At 73.1% G+C, this 15,557-nt stretch carries 19 protein-coding genes; 13 read left to right on the top strand and 6 right to left on the bottom strand.

Features of this window, described 5'->3' with window-relative positions; genetic code table 11:
- Positions 1-345, bottom strand: a 345-nt coding sequence (locus AB0924_RS34510; RefSeq protein WP_366913568.1) for a cbb3-type cytochrome c oxidase subunit I, incomplete at its 3' end; no start/stop codon positions are given.
- 106 nt (positions 346-451) lie between these two features.
- Between AB0924_RS34510 and AB0924_RS34505 the strand changes: the two genes are divergently transcribed.
- On the top strand, positions 452-1,015 hold the full coding sequence (locus AB0924_RS34505) for a sigma-70 family RNA polymerase sigma factor (RefSeq protein ID WP_366913567.1): 564 nt from the start codon (positions 452-454) through the stop codon (positions 1,013-1,015).
- The gene (locus AB0924_RS34500) at positions 1,008-2,030 is read left to right on the top strand and encodes a CU044_5270 family protein (protein ID WP_366913566.1); all 1,023 of its coding nucleotides are present in this window, start codon (positions 1,008-1,010) and stop codon (positions 2,028-2,030) included. The genes AB0924_RS34505 and AB0924_RS34500 overlap by 8 nt, the downstream gene beginning before the upstream one ends.
- 301 nt (positions 2,031-2,331) lie before the next feature.
- On the opposite strand, the gene AB0924_RS34495 is transcribed toward AB0924_RS34500, so the two are convergent.
- Positions 2,332-2,697, bottom strand: a complete 366-nt coding sequence (locus AB0924_RS34495) for a nuclear transport factor 2 family protein (protein WP_358938683.1) — start codon at positions 2,695-2,697, stop codon at positions 2,332-2,334.
- A 175-nt stretch (positions 2,698-2,872) separates the two neighbouring features.
- Between AB0924_RS34495 and AB0924_RS34490 the strand changes: the two genes are divergently transcribed.
- The 6 genes from AB0924_RS34490 (at position 2,873) to AB0924_RS34465 (ending at position 7,351) form a co-directional block, all read left to right on the top strand.
- Positions 2,873-3,172, top strand: coding sequence for a hypothetical protein (locus AB0924_RS34490; protein ID WP_366913565.1), 300 nt, complete (start codon positions 2,873-2,875; stop codon positions 3,170-3,172).
- 171 nt (positions 3,173-3,343) lie between these two features.
- Complete coding sequence (locus AB0924_RS34485) at positions 3,344-4,432, top strand: S-(hydroxymethyl)mycothiol dehydrogenase (protein ID WP_358938687.1); 1,089 nt, start codon at positions 3,344-3,346, stop codon at positions 4,430-4,432.
- The gene (locus AB0924_RS34480; RefSeq protein ID WP_358938689.1) at positions 4,432-5,061 is read left to right on the top strand and encodes an MBL fold metallo-hydrolase; all 630 of its coding nucleotides are present in this window, start codon (positions 4,432-4,434) and stop codon (positions 5,059-5,061) included. Before AB0924_RS34485 ends, AB0924_RS34480 begins: the two co-directional genes overlap by 1 nt.
- Before the next feature lie 101 nt (positions 5,062-5,162).
- Positions 5,163-6,077 carry an SDR family oxidoreductase gene (locus AB0924_RS34475; protein WP_366913564.1) on the top strand — a complete coding sequence of 305 codons (915 nt, stop codon included), beginning with the start codon at positions 5,163-5,165 and terminating at the stop codon, positions 6,075-6,077.
- A gap of 208 nt (positions 6,078-6,285) precedes the next feature.
- Complete coding sequence (locus tag AB0924_RS34470) at positions 6,286-6,981, top strand: L,D-transpeptidase (RefSeq protein WP_358938693.1); 696 nt, start codon at positions 6,286-6,288, stop codon at positions 6,979-6,981.
- Between the two features lie 184 nt (positions 6,982-7,165).
- Positions 7,166-7,351 carry a hypothetical protein gene (locus AB0924_RS34465; RefSeq protein WP_358938695.1) on the top strand — a complete coding sequence of 62 codons (186 nt, stop codon included), beginning with the start codon at positions 7,166-7,168 and terminating at the stop codon, positions 7,349-7,351.
- 108 nt (positions 7,352-7,459) lie between these two features.
- Here the strand turns inward: AB0924_RS34465 and AB0924_RS34460 are convergent, their stop codons facing one another.
- Together AB0924_RS34460 and AB0924_RS34455 are read right to left on the bottom strand one after the other, a co-directional pair.
- Complete coding sequence (locus AB0924_RS34460; RefSeq protein ID WP_366913563.1) at positions 7,460-8,842, bottom strand: S1 family peptidase; 1,383 nt, start codon at positions 8,840-8,842, stop codon at positions 7,460-7,462.
- A 148-nt stretch (positions 8,843-8,990) separates the two neighbouring features.
- Entirely contained in the window at positions 8,991-9,821 is an 831-nt protein-coding gene (locus tag AB0924_RS34455; RefSeq protein ID WP_358938699.1) for an SAM-dependent methyltransferase, read from the bottom strand.
- A 199-nt stretch (positions 9,822-10,020) separates the two neighbouring features.
- Between AB0924_RS34455 and AB0924_RS34450 the strand changes: the two genes are divergently transcribed.
- The gene (locus AB0924_RS34450; protein ID WP_358938701.1) at positions 10,021-11,199 is read left to right on the top strand and encodes an aminotransferase class I/II-fold pyridoxal phosphate-dependent enzyme; all 1,179 of its coding nucleotides are present in this window, start codon (positions 10,021-10,023) and stop codon (positions 11,197-11,199) included.
- Positions 11,200-11,257: 58 nt separating this feature from the next.
- Positions 11,258-11,644 carry a PPOX class F420-dependent oxidoreductase gene (locus tag AB0924_RS34445; protein ID WP_358938703.1) on the top strand — a complete coding sequence of 129 codons (387 nt, stop codon included), beginning with the start codon at positions 11,258-11,260 and terminating at the stop codon, positions 11,642-11,644.
- A 60-nt stretch (positions 11,645-11,704) separates the two neighbouring features.
- Here the strand turns inward: AB0924_RS34445 and AB0924_RS34440 are convergent, their stop codons facing one another.
- Both AB0924_RS34440 and AB0924_RS34435 read right to left on the bottom strand, forming a co-directional pair.
- A complete protein-coding gene (locus tag AB0924_RS34440; protein WP_359549624.1) occupies positions 11,705-12,121 on the bottom strand; it encodes a zinc ribbon domain-containing protein in 417 nt (138 codons plus the stop codon).
- A gap of 184 nt (positions 12,122-12,305) precedes the next feature.
- A complete protein-coding gene (locus tag AB0924_RS34435) occupies positions 12,306-13,028 on the bottom strand; it encodes a TetR family transcriptional regulator (RefSeq protein ID WP_366913562.1) in 723 nt (240 codons plus the stop codon).
- A 167-nt stretch (positions 13,029-13,195) separates the two neighbouring features.
- Here AB0924_RS34435 and AB0924_RS34430 point away from each other — a divergent pair, with 167 nt between their 5' ends.
- The 3 genes from AB0924_RS34430 to AB0924_RS34420 all read left to right on the top strand — a co-directional run bounded on the left by AB0924_RS34430 (position 13,196) and on the right by AB0924_RS34420 (position 15,517).
- On the top strand, positions 13,196-14,038 hold the full coding sequence (locus AB0924_RS34430; protein WP_358938709.1) for a hypothetical protein: 843 nt from the start codon (positions 13,196-13,198) through the stop codon (positions 14,036-14,038).
- 76 nt (positions 14,039-14,114) lie between these two features.
- Complete coding sequence (locus tag AB0924_RS34425) at positions 14,115-14,894, top strand: peptidoglycan-binding domain-containing protein (RefSeq protein ID WP_366913561.1); 780 nt, start codon at positions 14,115-14,117, stop codon at positions 14,892-14,894.
- Positions 14,895-15,034: 140 nt separating this feature from the next.
- Positions 15,035-15,517 carry a flavin reductase family protein gene (locus AB0924_RS34420; protein ID WP_358938713.1) on the top strand — a complete coding sequence of 161 codons (483 nt, stop codon included), beginning with the start codon at positions 15,035-15,037 and terminating at the stop codon, positions 15,515-15,517.
- The last annotated feature ends 40 nt before the right edge of the window (positions 15,518-15,557 follow it).

Below are 15,557 nucleotides of genomic sequence, written 5' to 3'. Positions count from 1 at the left end.
GGTCGAGCCGAACAGGTAGAGCCAGTAGGCGAACATGTTCAGCCGCGGGAACGCCACGTCGGGCGCGCCGATCTGCAGCGGCATGATCCAGTTCGCGAAGCCCGCGAACAGCGGCGTCGCGAACATCAGCAGCATGATCGTGCCGTGCATCGTGAACGCCTGGTTGAACTGCTCGTTCGACATGATCTGCAGGCCCGGACGGGCCAGCTCGGCGCGCATCAGCAGCGCCATCACGCCACCGATCAGGAAGAACACGAACGAGGTGACCAGGTACAGCGTCCCGATCGTCTTGTGGTCGGTGGTCGTCAGCCACCGAACGGCCCTGATGTCTCTGATCCTCTTCACGTCCCGCCTGTGTCGGCACCCGGCCCGTCGGTCACACTCGGATGGCGCGAGAAGGATCACGGAAGAACGGTGTGACGATCCGGTCGGTGCCGGACACGAACCGAACATGAGCAACGACGAGATCTTCGCCGCTGCCTATCGCGAGCACTACTGGGCGGTCAGCCGCTATGTCGCGAGGCGGCTGCGGGGGCGGGCCGACGAGGTGGAGGAAGTGGTGGCGGAGGTGTTCACGGTCGCCTGGCGCCGCCGGGCCGACCTGCCCGCGACGCCGCTGCCCTGGCTGTACGGGGTGGCCCGTAACTGCCTGGCGAACGCGGTACGCGGTCAGGGGCGCCGGCGCCGGCTGGTGGACCGGCTCGGCAACGACGAGGCCGCGCACGCCCGGCACATCGCGGCCGGCCCTGACACGGAGGCCCCCGGCGCCTGGGTGCACGAGGCCCTTGACCGGCTGTCCCCGGCGGACCAGGAGGTGCTGCGCCTCGCGGCCTGGGAGGAACTCGGCGCCGACGAGATCGCGGTCGCCCTCGGCTGCGGCAGCCGGGCCGCTGCCATGCGGCTGCACCGGGCCAGGAACCGGCTCAGGGCCGAGATCGACCGGCTGCGGCCCCCGGTCGCGGCCGCGACCGCCCCCGCCGACGCGACCCCCCGCGAGGACGACCGACATGTCTGACGAACTCGAACTCCTGCGCCGCGCCGACCCGGTGCCGGACGACGGCCCCCGTTTCGCCGACGGCCCGCTGGACGCGCGCGCGGAGCAACGGCTCCAGCGGCTGCTGAGCGAATCCCGCCCACCGCACCGGGCCCGGCCGTTCCCGGCGCTTCCCGGCCGTACCGGGCGCGCCCGGCTGGTCTGGGGGCTCGCCGCCTCCGCCGTCGTCCTGGTGATCACCGTCAACGCCGTGCTCGGCGATCCGGGCACCTCGCGAGCCGTGGCCGCACCTCGGCCGCTGACGGTTCGCTCCGGCTCCGCCCCCGTGCCCCTGCGGGACATGGTGGCCCTGGCCGACGCGGCCGCGGCGGCGGGCTCCCCGGGTCTACGCAAGGGCACGCACGTGCAGTCGTGGAGCCTCGGCATGAGCGACGACAAGCCCCCGGTCACCCTCCCCGAGGAGCGGGTGGTGCGCTGGCGGGCCGACTCGAGCCACACCGAAGTGGTCGTGGCGACCGATCCGCGCCGGCCCGGCCGCCCCGTCCTCACCGACGCGGGCGGCGAGCCGCACCCCGTGGCGGACGGCCATGTGATCAGCCGGACCACGTACCCGCCGATGTGGAGCGACGCCCCGCCCGAGGCGCCCCCGCCGCACACCGCGGCGCGCCTGCGCGCCTACCTCACCGAGATCGCCCGTCCCCGGGCCGACCGGGGCACGGCCCCGCTGAGCACCGCCGAACTGCTCGACGCGGTCGCGGAACTGCTCGACCACTGGACCCTCGGCACCCGCGAGTCGGCGGCCGTCGTCCGGCTGTTCGCCGGGAGCCGGGGACTCACGCCGGCCGGCGAGGTGACCGACCGCCTGGGCCGCCCCGGACACGCGTACGTGTACGACACCAGGGGCGTGCGGCACATGCTGATCCTGCAACCGCGCACCGGCGCCGTCCTCGGTATGGAGGAGACGTTCACCGAGGACGCCCCCGAATACGGCGTGAAGGCCGGGGCCGTCATGAGCTACAGCGCCTGGATGCGCTGATCACGCCCCGGCCCGGCGGGCCGGGACCGGGGGAGTGCCCGCAGCCGGGCCCGTGTCCTGTGCGCCCCCGGCGCCGGTCCTCACCGGGCCCGGATCCGCCGGATGCGGGACGGGCGCGGCAGTGCGGGGCGCGGACGCGGGCGCACGGCCCGCAGGACGGACCGGACAACGGCGGCGGACAGGTGCACACCCGCGGCGGACACCGGCGCGGACCGTCGCGGGCGGGCCCGCCCCAGCCCCGCCCGGGCCGAGAAGGTCCAGGTCATTCGCGTGCTGACCTGGACCCTCGCGGTCTTCCTCCCTACTCGTCCCATGCCTGGATCAGAATCTGCTCGGCGATCTTTCCATCACGCAGAGTGATCATCGACTCGGCGAGGACCCGGGTGCCGTCTCCGTACTCGCAGGACTCGCAGTAGGCGGCGTGGTCGCCCTGGACGACGCACTCGTCCAGCTTGTGCGTCATGTCGCGGCTGTAGACGTCGTCGAGCATCGCGGCGATCTCGCCCCGGCCGCGCACGACCTTGGGATGGCTCGGCTGGGTGTTGCGGTCGATGATGCGGATCTGCGCGTCGTCGGCGTACAGGGACAGCAGGGTGTTCCCCGTGGTCCCCTCTATGCCCCGGCGCAGTGTCTCGGTGTCGAAGCTGGAGCCTGTCGCGGTGCCCATGGTGTTGACCTCCTTCAGGCGCCCGCGGCCCGGCGGGAAAAGGGCGGCGCGAGCCCCATCTCCGAGGCTCCTCCGCCCCGGCGGGCTCGGCAAGCGCAGACGGCCCGGTCCGCCTGACGGGTGAGCACCGCCCGGCGCCCGTGTCCGGCCAGGGTCCCGGGCCGTTGCTGAGGGCATGATCTCAACACGACGCATCGTCGCCGCCGTCGGTCTCGCCGCAGGGTTCGCGGGCCTCGCCGCGCCCATGGCGAGCGCGGCCGACACCGGCGCGGCGGACACCGGGCGGATCAGCCCGATGACCGCCCTGGACTCGCTCGCCACCACCGGGCTCCCCGCCGACGAGCAGGGCCAGCTCCCCAAGGTCTCCGAGCAGCTGGGCGGGCTGAACCAGATCGGCTCACCCGACGGGCTGGGGCACCTGAGCCAACTCACCGATCTGGTCGCCCCCGCGACCGGTCTGCTTCCCGGCCTCTAGGCCCGACCCCCGCGGTCCGGGGAGCGTCCCGCCCGGGGACGGCCCCCGGACCGGCCAGGGCGGTCCGCCGCGCCGAAACGAAAGATCCACTTTTCCGGTCGTGGCCCGTGCCGCCACCCGTGGTTCGCGCGTAGGGTCGCACCGAACGCACTACGAGGAAGGGGCCGGACCATGGCGCAGAAAGTACGCGGCGTGATCGCACCGGGGAAGGACGAGCCCGTACGGATCGAGACGATCGTGGTCCCGGATCCCGGGCCCGGTGAAGCCGTCGTACGCGTCCAGGCCTGCGGTGTCTGCCACACCGATCTGCACTACAAACAGGGTGGCATTTCGGACGACTTCCCCTTCCTGCTCGGTCATGAGGCCGCCGGTGTCGTGGAGTCGGTCGGCGAGGGCGTCACGGACGTGGCCCCCGGTGACTTCGTGATCCTCAACTGGCGTGCCGTGTGCGGGAACTGCCGGGCCTGTCTGCGCGGCCGGCCCTGGTACTGCTTCAACACCCACAACGCCGAGCAGAAGATGACCCTGGCCGGCACCGGGCAGGAGCTGTCCCCGGCGCTGGGCATCGGCGCGTTCGCCGAGAAGACGCTGGTCGCGGCCGGGCAGTGCACCAAGGTGAACCCGGCCGTCTCGCCGGCCGTGGCCGGACTGCTCGGCTGCGGTGTCATGGCCGGCATCGGCGCCGCGATCAACACCGGCAACGTGGGCCGCGGCGACTCCGTCGCCGTCATCGGCTGCGGCGGCGTCGGGGCCGCGGCGATCGCCGGGGCGTACCTCGCAGGGGCGGTGAAGGTCATCGCCGTCGACATCGACGGCCGCAAGCTGGAGAAGGCCCGCACGCTGGGCGCCACCCACACCGTCAACTCCAAGGAGAGCGACCCGGTCGAGGCGATCCGCGGGCTGACCGGGGGCTTCGGCGCCGACGTCGTCATCGAGGCGGTCGGCCGCCCCGAGACCTACCGGCAGGCCTTCTACGCCCGTGACCTGGCCGGCACCCTCGTCCTCGTGGGCGTGCCCACCCCGGAGATGAAGCTCGAACTGCCCCTGCTGGACGTCTTCGGCCGCGGCGGCTCCCTGAAGTCCTCCTGGTACGGCGACTGCCTGCCCTCCCGGGACTTCCCCATGCTGATCGACCTGCATCTGCAGGGCCGGCTGCCGCTGGACGCGTTCGTCACCGAGACCATCCAACTCGACCAGGTGGAGCAGGCGTTCGAGCGGATGCACCACGGCGACGTGCTGCGCTCGGTGGTGGTCCTCTGATGACCGTACGCATCGAACGCCTGGTGACCTCCGGTCAGTTCAGCCTCGACGGCGGCACCTGGGACGTCGAGAACAACGTGTGGATCGTCGGCGACGAACGGGAGGTGATCGTCATCGACGCCGCCCACGACGCCGAGGCGATCGCACGCGCCGTCGACGACCGGCGCCTGACCGCCATCGTGTGCACCCACGCCCACAACGACCACATCGACGCCGCTCCCGCGCTCGCCGAGCTCACCGGCGCCACCATCTGGCTGCACGCCGACGACATGCCGCTGTGGCGGCTCACCCACCCCGACCGAGAGCCGGACCGGCACCTCGTCGACGGCCAGGTCATCGAGACCGCCGGAGCCGACCTGACCGTGCTGCACACCCCCGGCCACGCGCCGGGTGCCGTCTGCCTGTACGACCCCGGACTTGGCGCCGTGTTCACCGGCGACACCCTCTTCCAGGGCGGCCCCGGCGCCACCGGACGCTCGTACTCCCACTTCCCGACGATCATCGACTCCATCCGGGACCGGCTCCTCACCCTCCCGCCGGAGACCAAGGTCCTCACCGGGCACGGCGAGTCCACCACCATCGGGGCCGAGGCGCCCCACCTCGAGGAGTGGATCAAGCGCGGGCACTGACCCCCGGCACCGCCGAGGGGCGGTAAAAGGTGACAGGAGATGTCCGGCTTCCCCGTGAGAGTGGGCGACGACAGCAGTCGTACACGTACAGGAGGCCGGACATGTCAGGTCCGCTGCGGGGCAGGGTCGCACTGGTGGCAGGGGCGACCCGGGGCGCGGGGCGGGGCATCGCCGTGGAACTCGGGGCGGCGGGCGCGACCGTCTACGTCACCGGACGCAGCACCCGCGCGCGCCGCTCCGAGTACGACCGCCCCGAGACCATCGAGGACACCGCCGACCTGGTCACCGAGGCGGGCGGCCAGGGTGTCGCCGTGCCCGTCGACCACCTCGACCCGGCCGCGGTACGGGACCTGGTGGAGCGGGTCGCCCGCGAGCAGGGCCGCCTGGACCTGCTGGTGAACGACATCTGGGGCGGCGAGAAGCTCTTCGAGTGGGACGCCCCCGTGTGGGAGCACGACCTGGACAACGGGCTCAGGCTGCTCCGCCTCGCCGTCGAGACGCACGCGATCACCAGCCACTTCGCGCTGCCGCTGCTGCTGCGCCACCCCGGCGGCCTGGTGGTCGAGGTCACCGACGGCACCGCCGACTACAACCGCGACACCTACCGCGTGAACCTCTTCTACGACCTCGCCAAGACCTCGGTTCTGCGCATGGCCTTCGCCCTGGGCCACGAACTGGGGCCCCGCGGTGCGAGCGCGGTGGCGCTCACCCCCGGCTGGATGCGCTCGGAGATCATGCTGGAGGCCTTCGGCGTGCGCGAGGACAACTGGCGCGACGCCCTCGACCGCGAACCGCACTTCGCCATCTCCGAGACCCCGCGCTACACCGGCCGCGCCGTCGCCGCCCTGGCCGGCGACCCCGAGGTCTCCCGTTTCAACGGGCAGTCCCTGTCCAGCGGCGGGCTCGCCCGGGTGTACGGCTTCACCGACCTGGACGGCAGCCGCCCCGACGCCTGGCGGTACCTGGCCGAGGTACAGGACCCGGGACGGCCGGCCGACACCACCGGATACCGCTGAGCCCGGCGTCCGCGCCGCCCCGGCCGGGCACGCCGCCCCCCGGGTTCGCGACGCCCCGGAGCCGCCGAGTTCACCGTTTCGTCACAGCCTGGCCGGAACCACAACCCTCCGGCGCCCGGGCAGGTCTAGTAGTCCGGAACCGCGGGAATCGCGAAGGGAACCACCCGGGGACACCCCGGGCGCAAGGGGACAAGGGGAAGAGGCCGACATGGGGGACATACGCAGACGCGGTGTCGTCGCACTGGGCGTCACCGGACTGGTGGCGCCGCTCACACTCGCTTTCACCGCGGCGCCGGCCCAGGCCGCGAGCTGCACCACACAGGCGGGCCCGTACCAGAAGCAGGTGGAGAAGTTCCTCGGCCGGCCGGTCGACGGCAAGCAGTCCACCACCGACTGCAAGGCCATCCAGGCCTTCCAGAACAAGCACGGCATCACGCCCAACATCGGCTACGCCGGTCCCGTCACCTGGGGCGTGATGGATCTCATGAACAAGCAGAAGGCCGTCGGGAGCAACCCGAACAGGGACGGCAAGTGCCCGGTGAACAAGGGCCGGATCGCCTGCGTGAACCTCACGCTCCAGCTCAGCTGGATCCAGGACGGCAGCAGGCTCGTCTACGGACCCGTGCCGGTGCGTACCGGCCGTGACGGCTACGAGACCCGCACCGGTCTGAAGAAGATCTACTGGCGGGACATCGACCACGTCTCCACCATCTACAACGTGGCGATGCCCTACAGCCAGTTCTTCGACGGCGGTCAGGCCTTCCACTCGGTGGGCCTGAGCATGTGGAACCCGCCCGGTTCCCACGGCTGCGTGAACATGACCACGACCACCGCCAAGAAGTACTGGTCGCTGCTGAAGAACGGCGACGACGTCTACGTGTACGGCCGCAAGCCGGGCACCTGAGCCACGAACGGCGCGGCGGTGCTGTGATCCAGGTCACGGCGCCGTCGGCTGCGGGGCCCTTGCGCCCCTGTGGTCCGAAAGGTCAACTTGCCTGTTCGCCCGGCTCGTTGACGTGATGAGCAACACGGTCCGATATGTCCGCATCGAGTGTACTTACTCACAGCGCCTTCACGTCGACCGGCATATGCTTCACAACATGTCCACCACTGTTGCAGCCGCCTCCGAGCGATCGGCCGCGGAGGTCAACGAGGAGATCAGGGCCCTGTGGCGCCGGTCGGGCGGGACACTGACCACCGAGCAGCGCGCGGAGTACCAGCGCCTCGTGCTGGAGTGGGCCCTGGCGGCCCCGCAGTCCGACCGGGCCGCCTGATCCGACCGGCGGCCTTCCCGGCCGTACCGCCAAGGGCACCCGTGAGCGCACGGGTGCCCTTCTCGTCGTACCTCCCGGAGCCGGCCGGCTCCCGTCCACCGCCTCCGCTCAGCCCCATGTCGCCGAGTAGTGCCGCTGGTACGCCCTGCGGTCCTGCTCGGAGCGGATGTACCGGGTCGCGACGAGGGCGATCAGGCTGCCCGCGAAGACCAGCAGCCCTGGGCCGACGTTCCGGGTGTCCGTCAGCCGCGCCAGCAGCGTCCGGCCCTCGGTGCCCGTGACCGGCGCCGCGGAACCGGGCGAGGCGGCACTCGGCGCGAGGGCGCCCCGCGAGGCCGGGGCGGACGGCGCGGGGGAGGACGCCGCGCCCTGCCCGCCGCCGGCGTTCCCCGCCGCGACCAGGAGCTTGACGTTCAGCGCGGTCAGCGCCTTGGTCACCGGCTGGAAGAACGTCGTACCGCCCGTGGTGCAGTCGCCGCTGCCGCCCGAGGTGACGCCCAGCGCGACACCCTCGGAGAACATCGGGCCGCCGCTGTCGCCGGGCTCGGCACACACATTGGTCTCGATGAGCCCGGTGACGGTGCCCTCCGGGTAGTTCACGGTCGCGTTCAGGGCGGTCACCTGGCCGTCGCGCAGCCCGCTGGTGCTGCCGCTGCGGAACACCCGCTGGCCCACCGACGGATCGGCGGCCCCGGTGATCCGTACGCCCTTGCCGCCGCCGACCGCGACCACGTCGGCGCCGGGACCGGCCCGGCCCGAGTCGTACTGCACGAGCGAGAAGTCGCTGCCGGGGAAGTTGCTGCTCACCGTCCTGCCCAGTTGCCGGTCGCCCTGGTTGTCGGCGAACCAGGTGGACCCGGAGGGCCCGCAGTGACCGGCGGTCAGGATGAAGTCGCGCTGCCCGTCGGTGACGTTGAACCCCGCCGAGCAGCGGCCCCCCGTGGACAGGATCGGCTGCGCCCCGTTCAGCCGCGCCGTGAAGGCGCCCTTCGTGCGCTCCATGTGCACGAAGCCCCCGATCCCGGAGGCCACCCGGCTCATCCGTGACCAGTCACCCGCCGACACCGTACGGTCGGCCCGCACCACGACCCGGTTGGTGCGGTAGTCCACCGCCCACGCGGTGCCGCTGACCCGGGGCGCCGAACGCAGCGTGCCGGTCGCCGACTTGAGCTCGTCCATGCTGTGCGGCACGACCTTCGCCTCGATCCCCGCCCGGCGTACCGTCCGCGCCGCCTCCGGGTCGGTCACCGCCACGACCGGACGGCCGTCGGCGCCGATCCAGTTCCCCGCCGTCCGCGCCGTGCCGAGCCGGGCCACGACCGCGGCACCGGGGTCACCGGCCGTGCCCGCCGAACTGAGCGGCCGGGCGGACACGGGGGGTGTCTCGCTCGCCATGGCGGCCTGTCCGACCATCGCTCCTCCCAGCAGGAGTCCGCCGACCGCCGCCAGTCGTGTCACCCGCCTCACGACCCGTCGTCGTGCGTGCCTCATGCATGGCTCCCGAACACCGGACGCGCGATGCCCGTACCGGCACCGCGGGGCCCCGACCGGCGTCGGGCGCCCGGCGTTCAGTACGTGTCCGGGCCCGGCGGCGTTCACCGGCGGCGGCGATCCACCCGGCCGGGGGCCGCGCGCCCGCTCAGCCCTTGCGCGCCACCCCGCCGAACATGGCGACCTCCTCCGGCTCCGGACCGGCGTCCGCGTCCGGGCGCCAGCGCGAGCAGGACACCACGCCCGGCTCCAGCAGCTCCAGACCGTCGAAGAACCGGACCACGTCCTGCGGCCTGCGCTGGGTCAGCTTCGGAGTGCCGTGCTCGTTCCAGAACTTGACGGCCTCGTCCACGTCCGGCATCGCCGGGCTGGTGATGGTGTGCGACAGCACCAGATGGCTGCCGGCCGGCAGCCGGTCGGTCAACTGCCGTACCAGGCCGTACGGGTCCTCCTCGTCACCGATGAAGATGACCACGCCGAGCAGGATCAGCGCCACCGGCTTGCTGAAGTCCAGTGTCTTGGAAGCGTGTTCGAGGATCGCGTCGACGTTGCGCAGATCCTCGTCCAGGTAGTCGGTACGGCCCTCCGGCGTGCTGGTGAGCAGCGCCCGGGCGTGCGCGAGCACGAGCGGGTCGTTGTCGACGTACACGATCCGCGCGTCCGGTGCGACCCGCTGGGCGACCTCGTGCGTGTTGTCGGCGGTGGGCAGCCCGGTGCCGATGTCGAGGAACTGCCGGATGCCCACCTCGCCGGCCAGGTACCGCACCGCCCGGCCCAGGAACAGCCGGTCGGCGCGCGCGTAGTCCCCGATGCCGGGGTGGAGCCCGCGGATCTGGTCGCCGGCCGCGCGGTCGACCTCGTAGTTGTCCTTGCCGCCGAGCCAGTAGTTCCATATCCGGGCCGTGTGCGGCTGGCCCGTGTTGATACGGGCGCGCAGCGACACGGCCACGTCGTTGGTGGCTGCCGGGTTGTCGGTCACGTGGGGCTCCTGGTCGCCTGATGAGTGAGGTGCACCGGTCAAGACGCAATCTAGACGCACGAGTTGACGCACGCGGCAAGACCCGGGTATTCCGGGGCGTCCCGCGCCGGGCCCGGCCCCCCGACTCCTCGGCACCACGTGCCCCACCTGTCCGGCCTGCCCCGTTTCCGCACGGACCGCGGCCGCCTATCTTGAGCCCATGACCCGCACCCCGCACGGCACACCAGGCGAACCCGACCCGCTGCGCGCCCTCGGTCTGGAGCGGTTGCGCCGTCGTACGAGCATGAAGTGGCGCACCTACCCGGAGGACGTGCTGCCGCTGTGGGTGGCCGAGATGGACGTCCCGCTCGCCGGGCCCGTCGTCGGCGCCCTCACCGACGCGCTCGCCCTGGGCGACACCGGCTATCCCGCCGGCAACGCGTACGCCGAGGCGCTGGCCCGCTTCGCCGCCGAGCGCTGGAACTGGGACGGGATCGACATCGGGCGCACCGCGATCGTCCCGGACGTGATGCTCGGCGTGGTCGAGATGCTGAAGCTGGTCACCGGGCCCGGCGATCCGGTCGTCGTCAACTCGCCGGTGTATCCGCCGTTCTACCAGTTCGTCACCCACCTGGACCGCCGCGTGGTGGAGTCCCCGCTGGGCCCGGGCGGGCGCATCGACCTCGACCTGCTGGCCCGGACCTTCCGGGAGGCGGCCGCGGACGGTGCCAGGGCGGCCTTCCTGCTGTGCAGCCCGCACAACCCCACCGGCACGGTGCACACCGCCGCCGAACTCACCGCCGTCGCGGACCTCGCCGAGCACCACGGCGTCCGGGTCGTCGCGGACGAGATCCACGCGCCGCTCGTCGCCCCCGGCGTCCCCTTCGTGCCGTACCTGAGCGTGCCCGGCGCCGAGCGCGGGCTGTCGCTGATGTCCGCCTCCAAGGGCTGGAACCTGGCCGGCCTGAAGGCCGCGCTCGCCCTCGCCGGACCCGGCGCCGCCGGGGACCTGGCGAGGATGCCCGAGGAGGTGAGCCATGGCCCCAGCCATCTCGGGGTGATCGCCCACACGGCCGCCCTGAACGACGGCACCGGCTGGCTGGACGCCCTGCTCACCGGGCTCGGCACCAACCGCCGCCTGCTCGCCGGGCTGCTGGCCGAGCACCTCCCGGCGATCCGCTACGACCCGGCCGAGGCCACGTATCTGGCCTGGCTCGACTGCCGCGCACTCGGTCTCGGCGACGACCCCGCCGCGGTGTTCCTGGAGCGCGGCCGGGTCGCGCTCAGCTCCGGCCTGCCGTTCGGCACCGGCGGCGCGGGGCACGCCCGCCTCAACCTGGCCACCTCGCCGGAGATCCTCACCGAGGGGGTGCGCCGGATGGCCGCCGCCTCGACCTGAGTTACCCGGCCACCCGCACGTGTGCCCGAACCGCCCGCGGGCTCCTAGACTGCCGGGCATGGACGACACTCGGCCGGACCGGCTCGCCGCCGGCAAGTACCTGCTGGTCACCAGCTACCGCAAGGACGGCACCCCGGTGGCCACGCCCGTCTGGGTGGTCCAGGACGGGGACGGCCTCGGTGTGTGGACGACCGCCGACAGCTGGAAGGTCAAGCGGATCCGCCGGCGCGCCGACGTCCTCGTCGGGCCCTGCGACGTGCGAGGCCGACCCACCGGCGGCCAGGTCCCGGCCACCGCCGAGATCACCGACGCGGCCACCACCGCCCGCTACCGCACCCTCATCGCCCGCAAGTACGGCATCGTCGGCCGGCTCACCCTGCTGGGCAGCAGGCTGCGGCGCGGCACGGAGGGCACGGTCGGGATCCGGGTTACCTTCGGGCCCTGAGTATCCGCCGCCCCTGCGGGCCACGGCGATCAAGGCGCGGGCGGGGGAGCCGCCGGGGCGTCAGCTCCAGGCGCGGTAGGGCTCGTCGACCAACTGGAAGACCGGCTCACCGCGCACCGGGTCCTTGGCCGTGGACAGCCGCACCCGGTCCCCGCTGTGTATGCCGATCGGCGGGCCCATGACCCGGCCCCGTACGACGAACCCCTCGCTCATCTCGATCAGCGACACGTTGCGCGCCGCGGGGGTGTTGCGGTGCACCACGGTGGAGTGGCGCACCGTCCCGGTGCCCTCGCTGCGCTCGGTGCGCAGTTCGCTGCCCTGGCACACCGGACACAGCAGCCGGTGGTACATGGCGGTGCCGCACCAGGTGCAGCGCTGGAAGGTGATGGCGTCCTTGGAGTCAGCGGCGACGGGTTCGAGGAGGCCCGTCGCGGAGCCGGCCGCCGGAATGGAGGCGCTTGCTGAGTGGTGGTACACGCTGGTCAACTCCCTGCGCTCGGCCGGAATCCCGCATGCCCGGCCTGAGCCGCGCACGTCTGCGCACGGCCGCGGTGCCACCGTGCACGCCCACAGATTATGGCACTGGGTGCCACTCGTAAAGGCACTCCGTACCCCAAATCTGTGGAGGTCCGGTGCGCGGGACCGGTGTGCGCGGGGAGGCTCAGGCGCGGCCGGTCAGCGCTTCGAACTCCTGCACCACGCGCCACAGCGGGGCGGACCGGCGGGCCACCAGCACGACGACGTCGCCGCGCTCATCGTCCCCCGGCCGTCCCGGGCTGCTCACCCGCACCGGCCGGCCGAACGCGGCCTGCACATGCCCGAGGGCGTGGTCCACCTCGGCGCCCGCGTCGCCCCTGCCGTCCGAACGCAGCCAGGAGCGCAGGGCGTTGTTGTGCGCGGCGACCACGGCGGCCGCCACCACGTCGGCGCGCAGCGTTCCGTCGGGCAGCCCGGCGAAACGGCGCCGCAGGTACTCGGCGAGCGCCCGCTCGTAGCGCCAGACCACCGACAGCTCGTACGCGCGCAGCCCCGGCACCTGCTTGGTGAGCCGGTAGCGCTGCACGGAGAAGGTCGGGTTCTCCGCGTACATCCCCAGCACCAGCCGGGCCGCGTCGCACACCCGCCGCACCGGCTCGGCGTCCGCCGCGCTCGCGGCGAGGAACGCGGTCATGTCGGCGAGGCAGCGCTCGTGGTCGGGGAAGACCACGTCCTCCTTGGAGGGGAAGTAGCGGAAGAACGAGCGCCGGCCGACCCCGGCCAGTGCCACGATGTCGTCCACGGTGGTCTGTTCGTACCCGCGTTCCAGGAAGAGCTGGAAGGCCGCCGCGACCAGGGCGTCCCGCATCGGCGGCTTCGCGGCCGGCGCCGCGCTGCTGGAGCTCATGAACGGGAACGTAGCACCAGAACCAGATCGGTGACACTCAGTGCAGCCAGCGGTCGCGAATAAGGGAACTGAGTGCTGTGCAGGACCGGTCAAGGCAGGGCGTAACCTTTCCGCAGCCGCCGCCGGCCCCCACCCCCGTTCCGCGTCCCGTGCCGCCAGGAGACCTCATGCCCGCCGCCCGCCCCCGCATTCTCTACGTCACCGACCTGGCGTACCCGGCCCGCGGGCGCCGCTACTGCGACGAGGACATCCTCCTCACCTCCCGGCTGCGCGAGCACTTCGACCTCGCCCTGTGCCACCCGCTGGACGCGGCGGCGCTCATGGACGGCTACGACGCCGTGGTCGTCCGCAACAGCGGGCCCGTCCTCGGCTACCAGACCGAGTACGAGGCGTTCCGCGAGCGGGCCCTCGCCACCGGGGCCCGGGTGTACAACCCGCTCACCGGCAAGGCTGACATGGTGGGCAAGCAGTACCTGCTCGACCTGAGCGCCGCCGGCTTCCCGGTCATACCGACCGTCGACCGCGCCGCGGACCTGCACCGGCTGCCCGCCGCCGAACGCTACGTCGTCAAGCCCAAGCTCGGCGCGGACTCCCTGGGCCTGCGGATCCTGCCCGCCGGCCGGCTCGCCGGGCTCGCCGACGGCACGGTCCTCGTCCAGCCGTGCGTCGACTTCGCGTACGAGGTGTCCTTCTACTTCGTGGACGACGACTTCCAGTACGCCCTCTACGCCCCCGACCCGGAGCGCCGCTGGGAGCTCGTGCCGTACCCGGCCACCCCCGCCGACCTGGAGTTCGCCCGGCGCTTCATCGACTGGAACGGTCTCGGGCAGGGCATCCAGCGCGTCGACGCCTGCCGCGCCCCGGACGGCGAGCTGCTGCTGGTCGAACTGGAGGACCTCAACCCCTACCTGTCCCTGGACGCGCTCCCGGAAGAGGCGCGGGACGCCTTCGTCGGCGCGCTGACCTCGTCCCTGGGCCGGTTCGTCCAGCAGGCGCCCGTCCCGGCCTGAACGGGGCCGCCGTCCCCGCCGTATCTCACGCCGGGGACCGCGGACGTGCGTACGCACGGGACGGAAGGAGAGCAGGGTGCCGAAACCGCCCGACCCTGAACAGCCGCACCCGGGGCCGCCCCTGGAGCCGGTCCGCGTCCTGCGCCCGCGCCGCTTCGACGCCCTCGCCGAACTGATGCGGGAGATGCACCCGGAACCGGGACCGGAGATGCGCCCGGGACCGGACGGACGGCGGCCGGCCGGACCGCGGCCGGACGTGCCGGGGCCGCGCTCACCGGCACCGTCCGGACACGCGGCGTACGAGTCCTTCGGGACGGCGCCCCGGCCGGGCCGCACCGCGCCCGGGGCGCCCCGCTCCGCCGAGGACGAGACCCAGGAACTGCCGCCCGTCCCGGCCGCACCGCGACCCGTTGCCCCCGGCGCCGGACGACGCCGTGCCGCCGTGGCCCTGGCGGTCGGCGCGGCCGCGCTCGCCGGCTTCGGCTGCGCCCTGCTGCTCCCCGCCCGGCAGGGCGCCGCCGCGGCACCGCGGCCCTCCCACCCCGTCGCATCGGCCCCGGCCTCCCCGGCCCCGGCCTCCCCGGCGGGTGGCACCCCCTCCACCGACCCGGACGGTCCAGGCACCCTCCGGCAGGGCGACACCGGCCCCGAGGTCACCGAACTGCAGCGGCGTCTGCTGGGCGTCCCCGACGTCTACCGCGACGGCTCCACCAGCGGCACCTACGACGCCGTGCTCACCGAGGCCGTGGCCCGCTTCCAGCTCTGGTACGGCATCAGGGGCGACGAGACCGGCGTCTACGGCGACGACACCCGCCGGACGCTGGAGTCCCGGACGGCCCCCGGCACCGGCGGCTGACCCGGTGACGCGGGCACCCGCTCGTACCCGCCCGTGGTTCGGCTCCGCGCGCCCGGGGCACTCTCACCACACCCGAGGCCTCCGGCGGGCGTCCGCGACGGAGGTGGGCGGGACGACGGCACGGACGAGAGCTGGGCGGCATGACGGACGTGAAGGGCTTCTTCCGGCGGCTGGATCCGGACCTGTGCGTGGTGACGGCCGCGGCGGGCGGTGAGCGGGCCGGGTGTCTGGTGGGCTTCGCCTCGCAGTGCTCCATGCGGCCGCCGCGGTTCGCGGTGTGGCTGTCCAAGGCCAACCGCACCTATGAGGTCGCCCGGGCCGCACGCTGCCTCGCCGTGCATCTGCTCACCGGCGGTCAGCGGGAGCTCCTGGAGATCTTCGGCGGCGAGACCGGCGACGAGGTCGACAAGTTCGCGCGGGTGTCCTGGCGGGAGGGGCCCGACGGCACCGTCGTGCTCCGGGACGCGGCGGCCTGGTTCACCGGCACCATCCTGCACCGCACCGACGGCGGCGACCACGTCGGCTTCGTCCTCGATCCGGTACACGGGGGCGAGGGACCCGGCGGGCCGCTGCTCCGGCTCTCCGACGCGAAACGCATTGAACCCGGGCACCCGACGGGCTGAACCGGCGGCACGCGGGGACGGCCAGGAGTGGCGGACTCCG

This window comes from Streptomyces sp. NPDC047869 (assembly GCF_040704065.1).
Taxonomy (GTDB): domain Bacteria; phylum Actinomycetota; class Actinomycetes; order Streptomycetales; family Streptomycetaceae; genus Streptomyces.
This window is presented reverse-complemented; position numbering and strand designations above follow the sequence as displayed.